Genomic DNA, 16,884 nt, shown 5'->3' on the forward strand with positions numbered 1-16,884 from the left:
CGCCTTTTTGGAAAAGGCGGCATCGGGTAACGTCGTTGGGTTTTGGTCTTACTTGATCGGCTCGGGCACGATCGTCTTCACGATGGTCGAATCCAGCGCCTCGAACCCGGCGTAATCGATGGTGGCGTAGAGGTCCTTGCGGGTCAGCATCTGGTCCACGCAATTCTGCGCCCCGCCATCGCGCTGGATGGCGGTGTACAGCTTCTCCTGCGCCAGCGCCGCGACACGCAGCGAGGTCACCGGCCAGATCATCATCTTGTAGCCGAAATCCTCGAATTGCTGCTTGGTGTAAAACGGCGTGCGGCCGAACTCGGTCATGTTGGCGAGCAGCGGCACACCGGGCATGCGGCGGGCGAACTCGCGGAACATCTCCTCGGTGTTCAGCGCCTCGGGGAAGATCGCGTCGGCGCCGGCTTCCATATAGAGCTTGGCGCGGGCTACGGCGCCGTCCATGCCTTCCGAGGCGGCGGCATCGGTGCGGGCGATGATGTAGAGATGCCGGCGCGCATGCGCGGCCGCCGCCACCTTGGCCGCCATGTCCTCGGGGCTGGCCAGCTTCTTGTCGTTCAGATGCCCGCATTTCTTGGGCAGGATCTGGTCTTCCAGATGCACCGCGGCGGCGCCCGCATCCTCGAAGGTGCGGACCATGTGCATCACGTTGAGGGCTTCGCCGTAGCCGGTATCGCCATCCACCAGCACCGGCAGCCCGGAGGCGCGCACCACCTGGCGGATGAAGAAGGCGACCTCGTCAACCGTGATGATGCCGAGATCGGGCAGGCCCATCGAGGCGGTCATCGCCGCGCCCGAGAGGTAGCAGGCCTCGAACCCGGCATTGCGCGCCTGCTGCGCGGCGAGGCCGTTATGCGTGCCGGGGATGCCCAGAATCCCCGGCTTGGCCAGCAGCGCGCGGAAGCGGTCGCCCGCCGGGATGTGGGAATAGGAAGACGCGGAGAGATAGGTCATGGGATGATCCTTAGCGGTCGGCCAGCTTCACGAATTTCAGATTCTCCGGGCCGACGTAATTGGCCGAGGGGCGGATGATCTTGCCGTCCACGCGCTGCTCGATGACATGCGCGCTCCAGCCAGAGGTGCGCGAGATCACGAAGAGCGGGGTGAACATCGCGGTCGGCACGCCCATCATGTGGTAGGAGACGGCGGAGAACCAGTCGAGGTTCGGGAACATGTTCTTCACCTCCTTCATCACCGCTTCCAGCCGCGCCGCGATGTCGTACATCTTGGTCGAGCGCGCTTCGTCGGAGAGATGTTTGGCGACACGCTTGATGACCACGTTGCGCGGGTCGGAGATGGTGTAAACCGGGTGGCCGAAGCCGATCACGACCTCCTTGTTGGCCACGCGGGCGCGGATATCGGCCTCGGCCTCATCGGGGGTGTTGTAACGCTTCTGGATCTCGAAGGCGACCTCATTGGCGCCGCCATGCTTGGGCCCGCGCAGCGCGCCGATGGCGCCGGCGATGGCGGAGTAGAAATCGGAGCCTGTGCCGGCGACCACGCGCGCGGTGAAGGTGGAGGCGTTGAACTCATGCTCGGCGTAGAGGATCAGCGAGGTGTGCATGGCGCGCACCCAGCTCGCCGACGGCGCCTTGCCGTGCAGCAAATGCAGGAAATGCCCGCCGATGGAGTCGTCATTGGTCTCCACCTCGATGCGCTTGCCGTTGGTGGAGAAATGATACCAGTAGAGCAGGGCGGAGCCGAGCGAAGCCATCAGCCGGTCGGCGATGTCCTTGGCGCCGGGCTGGTTGTGGTCGTGCGCCTCGGGCAGGATGGTGCCAAGGGCCGAGACATAGGTGCGCATCACGTCCATCGGGTGCGCGGCGGCGGGGATCTGCTCCAGCACCACCTTGGCGGCGGCGGGCAGGCCGCGCAGCGCCTTCAGCTTGGCCTTATAGGCGGCGAGCTCGGCCGTGTTGGGCAGCGTGCCATGCACCAGCAGATGCGCGATTTCCTCAAATTCCGCCTGCTCCGCGAAATCCAGTATGTCGTAGCCGCGGTAATGCAGATCGTTGCCGGTGCGGCCCACGGTGCACAGCGCGGTGTTGCCGGCGGCCACGCCGGAGAGGGCGACGGATTTCTTTGGCTTGGGCAGGGTGCTGGTCTCGTTCATGGTCGGCTGATCCTCCTGGATTAAGGCGGCGTGTTGCGGGGAGTGCGGCGGGGTTCGTCAGAAAATGCCGGGCTTGGCCCCGGCGCGGCGGTCGCGGTTCAAGCGGGTGCGGTTCAGGGGCGCATGCGCCATGTATACGCGAATGTCGTGAAGATTCACGGCCTGACGAACTCCTGGGTTTGGGGTGTTCTTTGCGCTGTTTGCGGTTTGCGTCCAGAGCGGGCGGTGCGGATAAAGGCGAAACTCTTGCCTGGTTTTGCGAATTTTGCGAAGATTGTGGGGTGACAGGCAGGAAAATCTTTGCTGGCGAGCGGCTGCGCCGGGCGCGCGAGCGGGCGGGGCTGAAGCAATCCGCCCTGGCCCAGCGCCTGGGTATCTCGCCCAGCTATTTCAACCAGATCGAGGCCGACCAACGCCCGCTCACGGCGCCGTTGCTGGAGCGGCTCTGCGCCGTGCTCGAGGTGCCGAAAACCTATTTCGCCGATGACGAGGATGCGCGGCGCGAGGCGCAACTGCGCGAGGATCTGGCCGACCCGCTGTTTCGCGGCCTGCGTGGCGCGCAGGGCGAGGTGGGGGCGATGGTGCGCGCCGCTCCCGCCCTGGCCGAGGCGTTCATGACCCTCTACCGCGCCTATACCGCGCAGAGCGAGCAGCACCTGCCCCAGGCCGCCGCCCTGCCGCGCTTTCCATATGACGAGGCGCGCGACTGGGTGCAGTCCCGCGCCAATCACTTCGAGGCGCTAGACCGCGCGGCCGAGGTGGTGTTCGAGGATAACCATTTCTCCTCTGTTTCTTTGCGCGAGGATCTGCGCCGCTATCTGCGCGATAAGCACGGCATCACCACCACCACCACCGGCGGGCTGCTCGCCTCGGGCCTGTTCTGGCGGCTCAACCGGCAGGCCAGGCGGCTCTATCTGGCCGAGGACGCCGCGCCCGAGAGCGAGATCTTCTGGCTGGCGCATGTCATTGGCCAGCTCGAACAGGCGAAGCTGATCGAGAAGGAGCTGCGCCGGGTGGCGTTTTCCTCGGGCGAGGCGCTGGGTCTGGCGCGCATCGCGCTGGCCAATTATTTCGCCGGGGCGCTGATGCTGCCCTACCGGCGCTTCCATGAGGCGGCGCGGCAGGTGCGCTACGACATCCAGCGCCTGCAACGCCTGTTCGGCGCCAGTTTCGAGCAGGTGTGCCACCGCCTTTCCACCATGCAGCGGCCGGGGCTGCCGGGCATTCCGTTTTATTTCGTGAAGACCGACATCGCCGGCAACATCCTCAAGCGCAGCTCGGCCACCCGCTTTCAGTTCGCGCAATTCGGCGGGCCGTGCCCGTTATGGAACGTGTACCGCGCCTTCGCGCATCCGGGCGAGATTCTGGTGCAGCTCGCCACCACGCCCGATGATGTCACCTACCTCAACATTGCCCGCACGGTGGGGCGCGGCGGCGGCTCTTATCTTGCCCGCCCGCGCGCGGTGGCCGTGGTGCTGGGCTGCGAGGTCGCCTATGCGCCGCAGACGGTTTATGCCGAGGGGCTGAACATCACCGCGCAGCAGGCGGCGGACCCGATCGGCCCGGGCTGCCGCGCCTGCGAGCGCACCAATTGCCGCCACCGCTCGGTGCCGCCGATGGGCACGGCGCTGGACATGGGCACCGCTGAGCGCGGCGTGGTGCCCTACCGGCTGAAGACGTGAGCGGCGCTTATTTGCGCAGCGCCATCTGGATCGGCCCTTGCGCGCGGCCATGGGTGAACTGGTCCACCACCGGGTCGGCGCAGGTCATCAGCTCGGCGGCCGGTCCGGTCCAGCTCACGCGGCCCTGGTAGAGCATCGCCGCGTTGTCGCCGATGCGCTGGGCGCTGGCCATGTCGTGGGTGATGGCGATGGAGGTGGAGCCGAGGCGCTTAACGCAATCGACGATCAGCTCGTCGATCACCGCGCCCATGATCGGGTCAAGCCCCGTGGTCGGCTCGTCGAAGAACATGATCGCCGGTTCCGAGGCGATGGCGCGGGCGAGGCCGACGCGCTTCTGCATGCCGCCGGACAATTCGGAGGGTGACAGCCCGGCGACATCGGCGCCCAGCCCGACCTGGGCCAGCACCTGCACCGCCTTGTCGCGCGCGGCGCGGCGGTTGAGGCGCCGCTGCGCCAGCAGGCCGAAGCAGACATTCTCCCATACGGGGAGCGAATCGAACAAGGCGCCGTTTTGGAACAGCATGCCGATCTGCGCCCTGAGCTGCCGCGCGCGCTGGGGCGGAGCTTTCAGCACGTCCTCGCCGTCGATCTCGATCACCCCGGAATCCGGCGTCACCAGCCCGAGGATGGATTTGATCAGCACCGATTTGCCGGTTCCCGAGCCGCCGATCACGACCATGGCCGTGCCTTGCGCCACGTCGAGATCGACGCCATCCAGCACCACCTTGGGGCCGAACGCTTTCTTCAGGCCGCGGATGCGGATCTTCGGCTGGCTCATTTGACGAACAGCACCTGGGTGAGAATGTAGTCGAGCGCCAGGATGAGGATGGAGGCCGAGACCACCGCCGCGGTGGTGGCGGTGCCCACGCCCTGCGCCCCGCCCTTGGAGCGATAGCCGTTGAAGCAGCCCATCAGCGCGATGATGAAGCCGAACACCGCCGCCTTGATCAGGCCTGAGGCCACGTCCATGGTCTTGAGGTTGGTGAAGGTACTGATGAGATAGGTGCCCGAGGAGAAGCCGAGCTTCTGCGTGGCGACGAGATAGCCGCCGAGCACGCCGAGAATATCGGCCAGCACCACCAGCAGCGGCAGGGCGATGGTGGCGGCCAGCAGGCGCGGCGCCACCAGATATTTCATCGGGTCGGTGGAGAGGGTCGTCAGCGCGTCGATCTGGTCGGTGACGCGCATGGTGCCCAGCTCGGCCGCCATCGCCGCCCCGGCGCGGCCCGAGACCATCAGCCCCGCCAGCACCGGCCCCAGCTCACGCGTGACCGAGAGCACCACCACCGAGGCAATCGCGCTCTCCGCCCCGAAGCGGGAGAAGCCGGTATAGGATTGCAGCGCCAGCACCATGCCGGTGAACACGGCGGTGAGCGCCACCACCGGCAGCGAGAAATAGCCGATCTCCAGGAACGCCTTGCCAACCAGCCGCGGGTAATAAGGCGGGCGGAAGATATGGCTCAGCCCGGCGAGCGCGAACAGGCTCAGCTCGCCGATGAATTCGACCGTGCCGAGGGCCACCGCGCCGATCAGGGCGACCAGATTGAGCAGCCTGTTCATGCGCCAATATACCGGCGCTGATAGCGCCGCCCGAGCGCGGTGAGGATTTCATAGCCGATCGTCCCGGCCTCGGCGGCCAGGGCGTCCGCCCCGTGATGCGGGCCGAGCAGCAGCAGCGGGTCGCCCGGATTGGCGGGCACGTCGGTGACGTCGAAAGTGGCAAGGTCCATTGACACCCGGCCTACCAGGGGGACCGGGGTATCGTCAAAATACGCATGCGCGGCGTTGCTCAGGGCGCGGTGGTAGCCATCGGCGTAGCCAACCCCGATGGTGGCGATGCGGCTCGCCCGCGCGGCCCGCCAAGTGGCGTTGTAGCCCACGCTCTCCCCCGCCGCGACTTCGCGGATCTGTAGGATCGGCGCGCTCAGGCGCACCACGCTGCGCATCGGGTTGGCGCGGCCGGGGATGGGGTTGAGCCCATAAAGCGCGGCGCCGGGGCGGGCGAGGTCGGTCTGGAAATCGGGGCCCAGGAACATGCCGGAGGAATTGGCGAGGCTGCGTTTGGCGCCGGGAAATTGCGCCGCGGCCTCCGCGAAGCGCCGCAGCTGGGCGGGGTTGGCGTCGTGGTCCGGCACGTCGGAGGCGAGCAGATGCGCCAGCACGTAATCGATCCGCAGCCCCGCCAGCAGCGCCGGGGTTTCGCGCAGCCGGGCGAGGTCGCGCGCCGTCAGCCCCAGCCGGTTCATACCGACATCGAGGTGCAGCATGCAGGGCAGCGAGCGGCCCAGCCCAGCGGCCTCGGCGTGCCACAGCTCCACATCGCGCAGCGAGCTCAGCACCGGGGTGATGTCATGCGCGAAAAAATCGGCGGCCGCATGCGGGAACAGCCCGTTCAGCGTGGCGATGCGCGCCGCTGGCAGCAGGCGGCGGAGATTCACCGCCTCTTCGAGCTGCGCGGCGAAGAAGGTTTTGCACCCGGCTTTGGCCAGGGCGGGGGCGATTTCGGCCATGCCCAGCCCATAGGCGTTGGCCTTGACCACGCCGGCGGTCTCGCCGCCATGCATGGCGGCGAGCTGGCGCCAATTGGCGGCAATGGCGCCCAGATCGATTTCCAGCAATGCGGTCAACTGCTTACTCGTGCAGCGTGTCGAGGTCGGCGAAGCGGGTGAACTCGCCCTCGAAGAACAGGTCGATCTTGCCGGTGGGGCCGTGGCGCTGCTTGGCGATGATCAGCTCGGCCTTCTGGTAGACATTCTGCATGTCCGACTTCCACTTCTCATGCGCCTCCTGGAACTTGTCGTCGCGGTCGAAGGCGGTGATCTTCGGCTCGCGCTGGGCGAGGTAGTATTCATCGCGGTAGATGAACATCACCATGTCGGCATCCTGCTCGATCGAGCCGGATTCACGCAAATCGGAGAGCTGGGGGCGCTTGTCGTCGCGCGATTCCACCGAGCGCGAGAGCTGGGAGAGCGCGATCACCGGCACCGCCAGCTCTTTGGCGATGGCTTTCAGCCCCTGGGTGATCTGGCTGATTTCCAGCACGCGGCTTTCCGGGCGGGTGCCGGCGGCGGGGCGCATGAGCTGCAGATAGTCCACGATCACCAGCCCCAGCCCGTGGGTGCGCTGCAACCGGCGGCAGCGCGTGCGCAGGGCCGAGAGGGTGATGGCGGGGGTGTCGTCGATGACCAGCGGGATATCCGCGATCTCGCGGCTGACCTTCACGAAATTGTCGAAATCGCGCGACGAGATCTCGCCGCGGCGGATCTTGTCGCCCGAGATGCGCGCCTGCTCGGCCAGCAAACGGGTGGCGAGCTGGTCGGCGCTCATTTCCAGCGAGAACACGGCCACGCATTCCTTGGCCATGGCGTTGGGGTTTTCGATGCGGGCATTGTCGAGCATCGCCTTGGCGGCGCCGAAGGCGATCTTGGTGACCAGCGCGGTCTTGCCCATGCCGGGGCGCCCGGCCAGGATCACGAGGTCGGATTTATGCAGGCCGCCGGTGCGCTTGTTGAGGTCGCGCAGGCCGGTATCCAGCCCCGAGACCGACCCCTGGTTCTGGAACGCCTTGGAGGCGAGGTCGATGGCCTCGGTCAGCGCCTGGCGGAAGCTGATGCCGCTGCGCTCCGCCCCGCCCTGGGTGGCGAGGTTGAACAGCGTTTGCTCCGCCGCCTCGATCTGCCCCGCCCCGTCTAGCTCCGGCTCGGCGCCAAAGGCGCGGTTCACCACCGTCTCGCCGATGTCGATGAGCTGGCGGCGCAGCCAGGCGTCGCGGATCACGCGGCCATAATCGCCAGCGTTGATGATGCCGACCATGGCCGAGAGCAGCTGGGCCAGATAGGCGGTGCCGCCCACCTCGTCGAGCATGCCGGAATGCTCGAACTCGGCGCGCAGGGTCACCGGGTCGGCGATCTGCCCGGCCTCGCAGCGGCGCTGGATGGCGGTGTAGATGCGCGCATGCACCGGATCGGCGAAATGCTCTGGGGCGAGGAATTCCGAAACCCGCTCATACGCCTTGTTATTGGCCAGCAGCGCGCCGAGCAGCGCCTGCTCGGCCTGGACGTTGGTGGGGGGCAGCCGTTGGGACAGGCCAAGCGCCGGGGAGGTGTCGAGCGAATTCATGCGCCCCGATACTAGCCCGGTTATCCGCCCCGCATCCAGGGGATAGGTCATGGAAAGCTGGCAGCCATGCAGTGTATGGTGGGCCAAAATGGAGAGCTGCATGGCCATGCCATCAAAACGGCGTTTCGACGCCGCGCGTTTTTTTCACCCCGAGCGGGTCAGCCTGAGCGGCGCGCGCACGCCCTTTGGCCAGCTCGTGCTGGCCAATCTGCGCGCGGGCGGGTTCACCGGCCAGCTCGGCACCGATGACGATGCGGTGGAGAACGCCGATGTCGCGCTGATCGCCGACGCACCGGAGGATATCCCGGCGGCGTTGCGGCGCCATGCCCGGATGGGCGCGCGCGGGGCCTTTGTGCTCTCGCACAAGGTCAAGGGTCTGGGCGAGATGGCGCGCGCGGCGGGCATCCGGGTGGTTGGGCCGCATTCCTTCGGCATGGTGCTGCCGGGGCTGGGGCTGAACGCCTCGCCCTTCGCGCTCATGCCCCAGCGCGGGCGCATGGCGCTGGTCGGGCAGTCTTCCTCAATCGCGCGCACGGTGATCGACTGGGCGGCGCCCAACGCCGTCGGCTTCAGCCATATGATCGGCATTGGCGGCAATACCGATATCGGCTTCGGGCTGGTGCTCGACCATCTCTCGCGCGACCCCGGCACCGCCGCCATCATGGTCGAGATCGACAAGCTGCGCGACCCCAAGCTGTTTTTCTCGGCCGCGCGCGCGGCGGCGCGGTTGCGCCCGGTGGTGGCCATCGTGCCGGGCATGCAGATGAGCTTTCCCGGCAAGAAGCTGCCCTCGGCGCTGGAGGCCGCGATGGCCCGCGCCGGTGTGCTGCTGACCTCCTCGATCAGCGAGTTCCTGGCCGCCGCCGAGACCCTGACGCGCGTGAAGCCGGTGCGCGGCGACAGCCTTGCGATCATCACCAACTCGGTCTCCATCGGCTGGCTGGCGGCGGATGAGGCGATGCGCTCGGGCGTGAAGCTGGCCGAACTCTCGCCGGAGACGCGCCAGGTGCTCTCGCTCACCCTTGGCAAATTGCCAGAGTCGGGGCCGATTTTCGTCGGCAAGGGGCCGACGGCGCTGGCCGACACCGCCGCGATGCTGGCCTCGGCGCCCGAGGTGGGCGGCATTCTGGTGGTGCACGCGCCCAGCGACGCCGAGGGCGATACCGCGATCGAGGCGCTGATCGCCTGCGCGCAGACGGTGAAGATCCCGCTGCTGATCACGGTGATGGGCGAGGCGTTGGGGCTGCGTCATCGCCATATGCTGAGCCAAGCGCGGCTCGCCTGTTTCGACACGCCGGAGAGCGCCGTGGCCGGGTTCCGCCACCTGCTGCGCAACCGCCATAACCGCGCCGCCGCGCGCGAGCTGCCCGACGCCGCGGTGCTGCGCATCACCCCGGACAAGGCCGGCGTGGCCGCCCGGATCGCCGCCGCGCGGGCGCGCGGGCAGGAGGTGCTGGTGCAGGACGAGGCGCTGGCCCTGGTTGGCGCTTATAATGTCCAGACCATCGCCAGCCGCCATGTCGCCACACCCGAGGAAGCCGCCGCCGCCGCCACGGAACTCGGCTTCCCCGCCGTGCTGAAGCTCTCGCACCCCGAGGTGCCGACGCATCTGTTCACCGGCTCGGTGGTGCTCGACCTCGCCGATGCCGCCGCCGTGCACGAGGCTGGGCGCGGGATTTTGGCGCGGCTGGCGCAGCGTGGCGCCGATCCGGCCAAGGCTGGCTTCGTGGTGCAGAGTCAGGCGCCCCGTGGCACCATGCTGCGCGTGCGCGTCTCCGACCATCCGGTGCTGGGGCCGCTGATCGGTTTCGGCGCGGGCGGGGGGGACCCGGAGGATGTCTCCGGCCTCGCCGCCGACCTGCCGCCGCTCAACCTCACTTTGGCGCGCGCGCTCATCCACCGTGCCGCGGTGGCGCCGCAGCTGGCGGCGCATCGCGGGATGGCGGCGGCGGATCTGGAGGCGATCGCGGCGCTGCTGGTGCGTGTCAGCCAGCTCATCCTGGACACGCCGGAGATCGCGCTGCTCGATCTCGACCCGGTCTTCGCCCATGCGAGCGGGGCGGTGGTAGCGAGCGGGCGGATCGTGCTGCGCCGCCCCGGCGAGACCGGCCCGCCGCCGATCATCACCCCCTATCCGGCCGGGCTGGCCACCATCTATGAGGCCAAGGGGCATAAATTCACCCTGCGCCCGATCCGCCCCGAGGATGCCGACGCGCATATCGCCATGGTCAAGCGCCTCACGCCCGAGGATATGCGCTTCCGCTTCTTCTCGCCGATGAAGAGCCTGCCGGTGGAGCAGATCACCCGCATGACCGATGTCGATTACACGCGCGAGATGGCGTTCATCGCCAAGAACGAGGCTACCGGCGAGACCATGGGCGTGGCCCGGCTGGTGCGCGACGATACTGACGGCCTGAGCGCCGAATTCGCGGTGTCGGTGGAGCCCGCGGCCAAGGGGCTGGGGCTGGGCTCGGCGCTGATGCGCGCGGTCATCGATTGGGGCCGCGCCCATGGCGTGCGCGAGATCGACGGGCAGATCCTGGCCGATAACGCGCCGATGCTGGCATTCATCAGGCGCCTGGGCTTCACCATCCAGCGCATCCCCGAAGAGCCGGACGTGGTGGAGGCCAAGCTCGTGCTATGAGCCGCGTCGCGGACCCTATTGAATTGACGCCCGGTTTGCCGCCACAACCGGATTTTACTCGTTGGATGCAGCCATGACGATCATCAAATACCGGCATTATCAGCCGCGCCTCGCGCCTCGCCGCACCAAGGTTGAGGTTCCGGGCTGGGGCGGAACCAAGGAGCCCCGGCAGGACGGCGCTCATGAGCAGGCCTGGCATTGCCTGCCCTTCGTCGAGGGCGCGCAATATGGGATCGAGATTTTCTACCCTCACGACCACGAAGTGCGGGTCTCGCGCCGCGATGGCCGGTTTTTGTTCGAGGGCGATTTTGGTCCGGCGCCGAGCCCCGGCATGCAATGGCCGCCGTTCCGCTCGTTCGGCGAGGGGTTTTACACCTATCAGCTCCTGCTCGACCTGAAAGTGCCGGAGGGTTATGCGGTGCGCGCCGAGCCGCATCCGCGTTTCTATCTGGGCGAGGCGGATGACGTGCCGCTGGCGGTGCCGGCGCTGCTGCGCACCTCCTGGTGGCCGATGATCAATTTCGTGGTGTTCAAGGCCCCGCCCGAGGGGCGCGTGCATGTGTTCCGCCCCGGCGAACCGTTCATGCAGTTCTGCGTGGTGCCGGCCGAGCCGGAGATCGTGCTGGAGCCGATGGGGGTTGAGGAGGCGGCGGAGCGCGAAATGCAGTCTCGCCGGATTCACGCCAGCCGCGAGACGCTGGGCCGCGAGACGCGCTGGACCTCATCGACGCATACGGTGTTCGACGGCACTTACCGGCGCATCCTGGGCGCGGCCCGGGCCAGGGATCGGGCTGCGGAGGACTAGGCTTTTAAGCGATGGGGGCATGGGTTTAGGCGGGCGCTTTGCGCGTCAACCTAAACCGATGGCGCTTCGGGCTTAATTAATATTGATGCCGATGCCGGGCAGCATGATCACCGCCCCCGCGTGGTGGTGGTGATGATGGTGGTAATAGACGGGCGGCGGTGGTGGCGGCGGCGCGTAGTAATACACGGGCGGCGGCGGTGGCGGCGCATAGTAATCGTGGTGATGGTGGTGATGGTGATGATGTTCATCGCCTCCCCATTGCACCTGCTCCAGCATCGGCGGCGTGTTGCGGGTTTGCTCCATCAGCGCGGCGTTATGCGCCCGCAGCGCTTCCACGGCGTTGGGAACCGGTTGGAGCAGGTCGGCATAGGATGACACGGCCATCGGCTCCGCGGGGGGGGCGGCCCGGCTCGCGGCCTGCGCGCTGGTGCCTCCCAGGGCGGCCACCCCGGCCAAGGCGCCGAGCAATCCTGCGGTTTTCCGCTCCATCGAACACTCCTTCAGAAAATCGATCATACAATCGATGTTGAATTGCGGATCTGGCCGCAAGCTGGGTCTGTAGTCTGGTCTTTTTGTGGCCGGAAGGGGGGAAGAATGTGGCGACGGTATGAAGGCCGATTAAAAAGCATCCACCTGAAGGGCGGATGAAGATTTCCTCCGGGTCTGCCGAGGGGCGGCCTCTTTATCAGGCGAGGCGGGACGGTTTATGCCTTTTGCGCCGCATCAACAGAGGATGTTCATGACCAGACTGCCCATCGCCGCGCTGCTCGCCGCGCTCGCCCTCGCCCTGCCGGCCCACGCCCAGGATGACCAGGATGGCCCGGCCTCGGTGCTCGCCGCCCAGAACGCCTATCGCGCCGCCCTCGGCTTGGCGCCGTTGCGCTGGTCGGACCAGCTCGCCGACCAGGCGCAGCAATGGGCGGACCATCTCGCCGAGATCGGGGAGCTGGTGCATAGCGGCTCGGGGCAGAATCTGGCCATGGCCGCGGCGGGCAGCGAGTCGCCGGCGCAGCTGGTCGATTTGTGGGGCAGCGAGGAGGCGAATTTCACCGATGGCAATTTCCCCGACATCTCAACCACCGGCAATTGGATGGATGTCGGCCATTACAGCCAGATGATCTGGCGTTCGACCACCGAGGTCGGTTGCGGCTTCGCCGAGAATAATGGGCGCGACGTGCTGGTCTGCGATTACGACCCGCCGGGCAACGTGATGGGCGAGCGGGCTTATTAACGCCGGGCCGCCCGGCCCCCTTGTTTTGCGCGGCCATCCGTGCTTAAGCCCGCGCTTCCCTGCCGGGTGCGTGGCATCGCGCCCGGCTATGCTCGTCCCAATTCCGGGAGGGCCCAGACCAGGGCCAGAGCTGATCAGCCGTAGGGAGGGACATATGCCGTTATATGAAACCGTGGTGATCGCGCGCAGCGAGATCACCCAGGCGCAGGCCGACGCCGTCGCCGACGCCGCCACCGCCGCCCTCGAGGCCGGCCAGGGTTCTGTCAAGAAGCGTGAGTATTGGGGCCTGCGTTCGCTCGCTTATCGCATCAAGAAGAACCGCAAGGGCCATTACATTCTGCTGGGTCTGGATGCCCCCTCCGCCGCCGTGCAGGAGATGGAGCGCCAGCTGACCCTGAACGAGGATGTGCTGCGCTTCCTCACCGTGCGCGTGGAAGAGATCTCCGAGGAGCCCTCCGCCATTCTGTCCCGCAAGTCCGAGGAGCGCGAGCGTTCTTTCCGCGGGCCGAAGCCGGCTGGCCGCTTCGAGTCCGGCCGCAAGCGCGGCTTCGATGAGCGCGAGGAGTTCCGCGCGCGTGACGAATATCGCGCCGACCGCGATGAATACGGCGCTGAGGAGGAAGTCTGATGTCCGACACCATCGAACCGACCGTTGGCCTGCGCCGCCCCGCCGTGGGGGCCCGCCGCCCGTTCTTCCGCCGCAAGAAATCCTGCCCGTTCTCCGGTGCTGGCGCGCCGGTGATCGATTATAAGGACGTGCGCCTGCTGTCGCGCTTCCTGTCTGAGCGCGGCAAGATCGTGCCGTCGCGCATCACCGCGGTGAGCGGCAAGAAGCAGCGTGAGCTGGCCAAGGCCATCAAGCGCGCCCGCTTCCTGGCCCTGCTGCCGTATGTGCTGAGCTAAGGAGACCGGAACAATGGCAAACGTTGAACTGATCCTGTTGCAGCGCGTGGAGAAGCTCGGCCAGATGGGCGAGCTGGTGGCGGTGAAGCCGGGCTATGCCCGCAACTACCTGCTGCCCCAGGGCAAGGCCGTGCGCGCCACCAAGGCGAACAAGGAGCGCTTTGAGCGCGAGCGCGTGCAGCTTGAGGCGCAGAACCTGAAGCGCCGCGAGGAAGCCGAGCGTGTGGCCGAGCGCGTCGCCGGGCTGACCGTGACCCTGATCCGTCAGGCCTCCGAGGCCGGCGCCCTATATGGCTCCGTCTCCAGCCGCGACATCGCCGAGGCCGCGACCGCGGCCGGGCTGAGCATCGACCGCAACCAGGTGCTGCTGGTCCACCCGATCAAGACGCTGGGCATTTCCGCGGTGCGCGTTGAGCTGCACCCGGAAGTGATCATCGATGTGAAGGTGAACGCCGCCCGCTCCGTGGAAGAGGCGGAGAAGCAGGCGCGTGGCGAGGCCATCCAGCGTGAAGCCGAGGAGAAGCCCGAGCTCGGGCCCCTGTTCGGCGAGGAAGAGGCAGAAGCCCAGGCTTAAATCTTCTTCATGTTTCGTTGAAAAACGTCCTCCATCCCCTGGGTGGAGGACGTTTTTGTTGCGTCACCTTTTTTTTATGACAATATTGCCTAGCTAATCATCTCCACAAAGACAGGAGAGAGACGTGATCTGGCTCTGGCAAAGGCTACTTGATCGCATGCTCGCCCGGCTCGTGCGCCGCGGCTCCTTTCTGGTGATCTGGCCCAATGGGCGGCGCAGCGAATATGGCGATGGCAAGGGGTTCAGGGCGGGTATCGAGATCCGCGATGCCGCCACGGTGCGCGCCCTGGCGCTGAATCCGGGCCTGGCCTTGGGCGAAGCGTATATGGACCAGGGCTTGGTGCCGGTGAATGGCAATATCCACGACGTGTTGTGCGTGGTTATGGATAATCTGCGCGATGTGCGGCTCCCGGCCCTGACCATGAATGCGCGCCTGCGCAAATGGCTGCGCCCGCTCCTGCAGGCCAACGGCGCCCACCGTGCCAAGCATAATGTGGCGCATCATTACGATCTCAACGGCCGGCTCTATTCGTTGTTCCTCGACCGTGACCGGCAATATTCCTGCGCCTATTTCCAGCGTGGCGACGAGACGCTGGAGGAGGCACAGGCCGCGAAGAAGCGCCATATCGCCGCCAAGCTGAAGCTGGACCGGCCGGACCTGAGCGTGCTCGACATTGGCTGCGGCTGGGGTGGCATGGCGCTGACCTTGGCGCGCGATTATGGCGCGCGGGTGACGGGCATCACCCTCTCCGAGGAGCAGCTCGCCGCCGCCCGCGCCCGTGCCGACGAGGCCGGGCTGGCGGATCGGGTGACTTTCGAGCTGATGGATTACCGGGCCATGGACCGGCAGTTCGACCGGATCGTCTCGGTCGGCATGTTCGAGCATGTCGGCGTGCCGAATTATCCCGCCTTCTTCGCCACGGTGAAGCGCTGCCTGAAGCCCGATGGCGTCGCCCTGATCCACTCGATCGGACGGTTTGAGGGGCCGGATGCGACCAATCCCTGGATCGCCAAATATATCTTCCCTGGCGGCTATTCCCCGGCATTGTCCGAGGCGCTGAGCGTCGTCGAGCATTCCGGGCTGGTGATGGGCGATATCGAGATCCTGCGCCTGCATTACGCCAAGACCCTGGCGCATTGGCGCCGCCGCTTCGCCGCCAACCGCGACGCCATCGCCTCGCTTTATGACGAGCGTTTCTGCCGGATGTTCGAGTTCTACCTGTCAGGCTCCGAGCTGTCGTTCCGCCTGGCTGACCATATGAACTTCCAGATCCAGCTGATGCGCGACCAGGAGGCGGCGCCGCTGACGCGCGATTACATGTTTGAGCAGGAGCGGCGGGCCAAGCTTGCCTCGGCTTCGGAGTAGATTAAGCTGCAGGGCATGCAACTGCCCTTCTCGCGCCCCAAAATCCCGGTCATCGCGTTTCGCGGGCTGATCGCCGCGCGCCCTGGCATGATCAGCCTGGAAGCCTATGCCGAGGTCGTCGCGCGCGGTTTCGCGATGGCCAGGAAGAGCGGAAATCTGGTGCTGGCCATCGAGAGCCCCGGCGGCTCGGCCGCGCAATCCGACCTGATCGGCCAGCTCATCCGCCGCCATGCCGAGGCGGGCAAGGTGAAGGTGACGGCGGTGATCGGCGATACCGGCGCCTCGGGCGGTTATTGGCTGGCCTGCGCGGCGGATCGCATCCTCGCCAACCGGCTCTCCATCGTCGGTTCCATCGGCGTCGTCACCGGCGGGTTCGGGTTGGACAAGTTCATCGCCCAGCATGGCATCGAGCGGCGCATCTTCACCGCAGGCGAGAACAAGCGCCGCAACGACATGTTCGCGCCGCTGAAGCCGGAGGACGAAGCCTTCACCCGCGCGCTGCTGGATGAGGCGCATGCGATGTTCAAGGCCTGGGTGCGTGAGCGCCGGGGCAGCCGGCTGAGCGCCGACGAGGGCAGGGTGTTCGACGGCGGCTATATGCTCGGCAGTCAGGCGCTGGCGCTGGGGCTGGTGGACGGGTTCGGCGATGTCGAGCAGGTGGTGAAGGAATTGGGCGGGGAAAAGGCGCGGCCCGTCTGGCTGCGCCCGCGTCCGCCGCGCGGCGTCTTGCGCTTCTTCCTGCGCGGCGCGGCGGAGGCGGCGCTGGACGCCGCCGAGGAGCGAGCCGCCATGGCGGTGCTGCGGTGAGCCTCACGGCCCGCCGTGCCGCCGCCGCTGACGCCGCGTTGCTGCTGCGCCTGTCGCGGGATTTTCACCTGGAGGATGGCTCGCCGCTGGATGCGGCGGCGGAGGCGACGATCGCCCATGTCGCCGCGGGCGAGCCTCTGGCCCCGGCCTATATCCTGGAGCTGGATGGCGAAACGGCCGGGTTCTTCATCCTCACTCTGGGGTACAGCGTCGAGAATGGCGGCGCGGACGGTTTTATCGACGATCTTTATCTGCGCCCCGAACTGCGCGGGCGCGGGCTGGGGCGGCGGGCGGTGGAATTGGCCATCGCCGCGGCGCGGGAGCTTGGCATCCGCGCCTTGCTGCTGGAGGTGGAGGCACCGAACCAGCGCGCCTACGACCTCTATCGCAAGATGGGCTTCACCGACACCAAGCGGCGGCTGCTGCGCCAGGTGATCGCGGCGGATTAGCTCCAAACCGTGAGCGCGCCGATGAGCAGCAGCACGGCGATGACGATGACGACATTCACGAACAGGAATTTGGCGAAGAAATCCCATCCCTTTTTCGAGGGCGTGTCGAAATCGACCTGGATTTCAGGCCCGGTGGTGGGCTGTGTCGTGTGCGTGGCCATACATCTCTCCCAATTTTGGCG

Annotated in this window: 18 protein-coding genes; 10 read left to right on the top strand and 8 right to left on the bottom strand. The window is 66.9% G+C overall.

All coding sequences use genetic code 11. From position 1 onward, the window contains the following. Nucleotides 1-48: 48 nt before the first annotated feature. Together prpB and prpC are read right to left on the bottom strand one after the other, a co-directional pair. Nucleotides 49-963, bottom strand: coding sequence for a methylisocitrate lyase (gene prpB / locus LI953_RS08680; RefSeq protein ID WP_227075662.1), 915 nt, complete (start codon nucleotides 961-963; stop codon nucleotides 49-51). A gap of 10 nt (nucleotides 964-973) precedes the next feature. Further along, nucleotides 974-2,122: a 2-methylcitrate synthase gene (gene prpC, locus LI953_RS08685; protein WP_227075663.1), complete on the bottom strand. Its 1,149-nt coding sequence runs from the start codon at nucleotides 2,120-2,122 to the stop codon at nucleotides 974-976. Between the two features lie 281 nt (nucleotides 2,123-2,403). Between prpC and LI953_RS08690 the strand changes: the two genes are divergently transcribed. Beyond that, the gene (locus LI953_RS08690) at nucleotides 2,404-3,804 is read left to right on the top strand and encodes a helix-turn-helix transcriptional regulator (RefSeq protein WP_227075664.1); all 1,401 of its coding nucleotides are present in this window, start codon (nucleotides 2,404-2,406) and stop codon (nucleotides 3,802-3,804) included. A 7-nt stretch (nucleotides 3,805-3,811) separates the two neighbouring features. Here the strand turns inward: LI953_RS08690 and LI953_RS08695 are convergent, their stop codons facing one another. Genes LI953_RS08695 through LI953_RS08710 form a run of 4 tightly spaced genes read right to left on the bottom strand, consistent with a single transcriptional unit; the run spans nucleotide 3,812 to nucleotide 7,923 of the window. Next, a complete protein-coding gene (locus LI953_RS08695) occupies nucleotides 3,812-4,582 on the bottom strand; it encodes an ABC transporter ATP-binding protein (RefSeq protein ID WP_227075665.1) in 771 nt (256 codons plus the stop codon). Beyond that, nucleotides 4,579-5,364, bottom strand: coding sequence for an ABC transporter permease (locus LI953_RS08700; RefSeq protein ID WP_227075666.1), 786 nt, complete (start codon nucleotides 5,362-5,364; stop codon nucleotides 4,579-4,581). Before LI953_RS08700 ends, LI953_RS08695 begins: the two co-directional genes overlap by 4 nt. Continuing rightward, nucleotides 5,361-6,431, bottom strand: coding sequence for an alanine racemase (gene alr, locus LI953_RS08705; protein ID WP_227075669.1), 1,071 nt, complete (start codon nucleotides 6,429-6,431; stop codon nucleotides 5,361-5,363). Before alr ends, LI953_RS08700 begins: the two co-directional genes overlap by 4 nt. A 4-nt stretch (nucleotides 6,432-6,435) precedes the next feature. Beyond that, nucleotides 6,436-7,923, bottom strand: a complete 1,488-nt coding sequence (locus tag LI953_RS08710) for a replicative DNA helicase (protein ID WP_227075700.1) — start codon at nucleotides 7,921-7,923, stop codon at nucleotides 6,436-6,438. A gap of 100 nt (nucleotides 7,924-8,023) precedes the next feature. On the opposite strand from LI953_RS08710, the gene LI953_RS08715 reads away from it, so the two are divergent. After that, complete coding sequence (locus LI953_RS08715) at nucleotides 8,024-10,567, top strand: GNAT family N-acetyltransferase (RefSeq protein WP_227075670.1); 2,544 nt, start codon at nucleotides 8,024-8,026, stop codon at nucleotides 10,565-10,567. Between the two features lie 73 nt (nucleotides 10,568-10,640). Beyond that, the gene (locus LI953_RS08720) at nucleotides 10,641-11,372 is read left to right on the top strand and encodes a hypothetical protein (protein WP_227075671.1); all 732 of its coding nucleotides are present in this window, start codon (nucleotides 10,641-10,643) and stop codon (nucleotides 11,370-11,372) included. A gap of 72 nt (nucleotides 11,373-11,444) precedes the next feature. Here the strand turns inward: LI953_RS08720 and LI953_RS08725 are convergent, their stop codons facing one another. After that, complete coding sequence (locus LI953_RS08725) at nucleotides 11,445-11,861, bottom strand: hypothetical protein (protein ID WP_227075672.1); 417 nt, start codon at nucleotides 11,859-11,861, stop codon at nucleotides 11,445-11,447. 250 nt (nucleotides 11,862-12,111) lie between these two features. Here LI953_RS08725 and LI953_RS08730 point away from each other — a divergent pair, with 250 nt between their 5' ends. From LI953_RS08730 to LI953_RS08760, 7 genes are all read left to right on the top strand, one after another. After that, nucleotides 12,112-12,603 carry a CAP domain-containing protein gene (locus LI953_RS08730; protein ID WP_227075673.1) on the top strand — a complete coding sequence of 164 codons (492 nt, stop codon included), beginning with the start codon at nucleotides 12,112-12,114 and terminating at the stop codon, nucleotides 12,601-12,603. 154 nt (nucleotides 12,604-12,757) lie between these two features. Then, nucleotides 12,758-13,231: a 30S ribosomal protein S6 gene (rpsF, locus tag LI953_RS08735; RefSeq protein WP_227075674.1), complete on the top strand. Its 474-nt coding sequence runs from the start codon at nucleotides 12,758-12,760 to the stop codon at nucleotides 13,229-13,231. Beyond that, nucleotides 13,231-13,506: a 30S ribosomal protein S18 gene (gene rpsR / locus LI953_RS08740; protein WP_227075675.1), complete on the top strand. Its 276-nt coding sequence runs from the start codon at nucleotides 13,231-13,233 to the stop codon at nucleotides 13,504-13,506. The genes rpsF and rpsR overlap by 1 nt, the downstream gene beginning before the upstream one ends. Before the next feature lie 13 nt (nucleotides 13,507-13,519). Further along, a complete protein-coding gene (gene rplI / locus LI953_RS08745; RefSeq protein WP_227075676.1) occupies nucleotides 13,520-14,080 on the top strand; it encodes a 50S ribosomal protein L9 in 561 nt (186 codons plus the stop codon). Nucleotides 14,081-14,237: 157 nt separating this feature from the next. Further along, on the top strand, nucleotides 14,238-15,446 hold the full coding sequence (locus tag LI953_RS08750; protein WP_227075701.1) for a cyclopropane-fatty-acyl-phospholipid synthase family protein: 1,209 nt from the start codon (nucleotides 14,238-14,240) through the stop codon (nucleotides 15,444-15,446). A gap of 15 nt (nucleotides 15,447-15,461) precedes the next feature. After that, a complete protein-coding gene (locus LI953_RS08755; RefSeq protein WP_227075677.1) occupies nucleotides 15,462-16,253 on the top strand; it encodes a S49 family peptidase in 792 nt (263 codons plus the stop codon). After that, entirely contained in the window at nucleotides 16,250-16,702 is a 453-nt protein-coding gene (locus tag LI953_RS08760) for a GNAT family N-acetyltransferase (protein WP_227075678.1), read from the top strand. The genes LI953_RS08755 and LI953_RS08760 overlap by 4 nt, the downstream gene beginning before the upstream one ends. Here LI953_RS08760 and LI953_RS08765 read toward each other — a convergent pair. Further along, on the bottom strand, nucleotides 16,699-16,863 hold the full coding sequence (locus LI953_RS08765) for a hypothetical protein (RefSeq protein ID WP_227075679.1): 165 nt from the start codon (nucleotides 16,861-16,863) through the stop codon (nucleotides 16,699-16,701). The genes LI953_RS08760 and LI953_RS08765 overlap by 4 nt on opposite strands. Between the last annotated feature and the right edge of the window lie 21 nt (nucleotides 16,864-16,884).

Source organism: Acidocella sp. KAb 2-4, assembly GCF_020567705.1.
Classification (GTDB): domain Bacteria; phylum Pseudomonadota; class Alphaproteobacteria; order Acetobacterales; family Acetobacteraceae; genus Acidocella.

Coding starts and splice junctions, on each gene's coding strand:
- LI953_RS08710 (WP_227075700.1), bottom strand. CDS start 7,923: ATGAATTCGCTCGACACCTCCCCGGCGCTTGGCCTGTCCCAACGGCTG.
- rplI (WP_227075676.1), top strand. CDS start 13,520: ATGGCAAACGTTGAACTGATCCTGTTGCAGCGCGTGGAGAAGCTCGGC.
- prpC (WP_227075663.1), bottom strand. CDS start 2,122: ATGAACGAGACCAGCACCCTGCCCAAGCCAAAGAAATCCGTCGCCCTC.
- LI953_RS08700 (WP_227075666.1), bottom strand. CDS start 5,364: ATGAACAGGCTGCTCAATCTGGTCGCCCTGATCGGCGCGGTGGCCCTC.
- LI953_RS08720 (WP_227075671.1), top strand. CDS start 10,641: ATGACGATCATCAAATACCGGCATTATCAGCCGCGCCTCGCGCCTCGC.
- LI953_RS08765 (WP_227075679.1), bottom strand. CDS start 16,863: ATGGCCACGCACACGACACAGCCCACCACCGGGCCTGAAATCCAGGTC.
- prpB (WP_227075662.1), bottom strand. CDS start 963: ATGACCTATCTCTCCGCGTCTTCCTATTCCCACATCCCGGCGGGCGAC.
- LI953_RS08715 (WP_227075670.1), top strand. CDS start 8,024: ATGGCCATGCCATCAAAACGGCGTTTCGACGCCGCGCGTTTTTTTCAC.
- LI953_RS08695 (WP_227075665.1), bottom strand. CDS start 4,582: ATGAGCCAGCCGAAGATCCGCATCCGCGGCCTGAAGAAAGCGTTCGGC.
- LI953_RS08725 (WP_227075672.1), bottom strand. CDS start 11,861: ATGGAGCGGAAAACCGCAGGATTGCTCGGCGCCTTGGCCGGGGTGGCC.
- rpsR (WP_227075675.1), top strand. CDS start 13,231: ATGTCCGACACCATCGAACCGACCGTTGGCCTGCGCCGCCCCGCCGTG.
- rpsF (WP_227075674.1), top strand. CDS start 12,758: ATGCCGTTATATGAAACCGTGGTGATCGCGCGCAGCGAGATCACCCAG.
- LI953_RS08755 (WP_227075677.1), top strand. CDS start 15,462: ATGCAACTGCCCTTCTCGCGCCCCAAAATCCCGGTCATCGCGTTTCGC.
- LI953_RS08750 (WP_227075701.1), top strand. CDS start 14,238: ATGCTCGCCCGGCTCGTGCGCCGCGGCTCCTTTCTGGTGATCTGGCCC.
- LI953_RS08730 (WP_227075673.1), top strand. CDS start 12,112: ATGACCAGACTGCCCATCGCCGCGCTGCTCGCCGCGCTCGCCCTCGCC.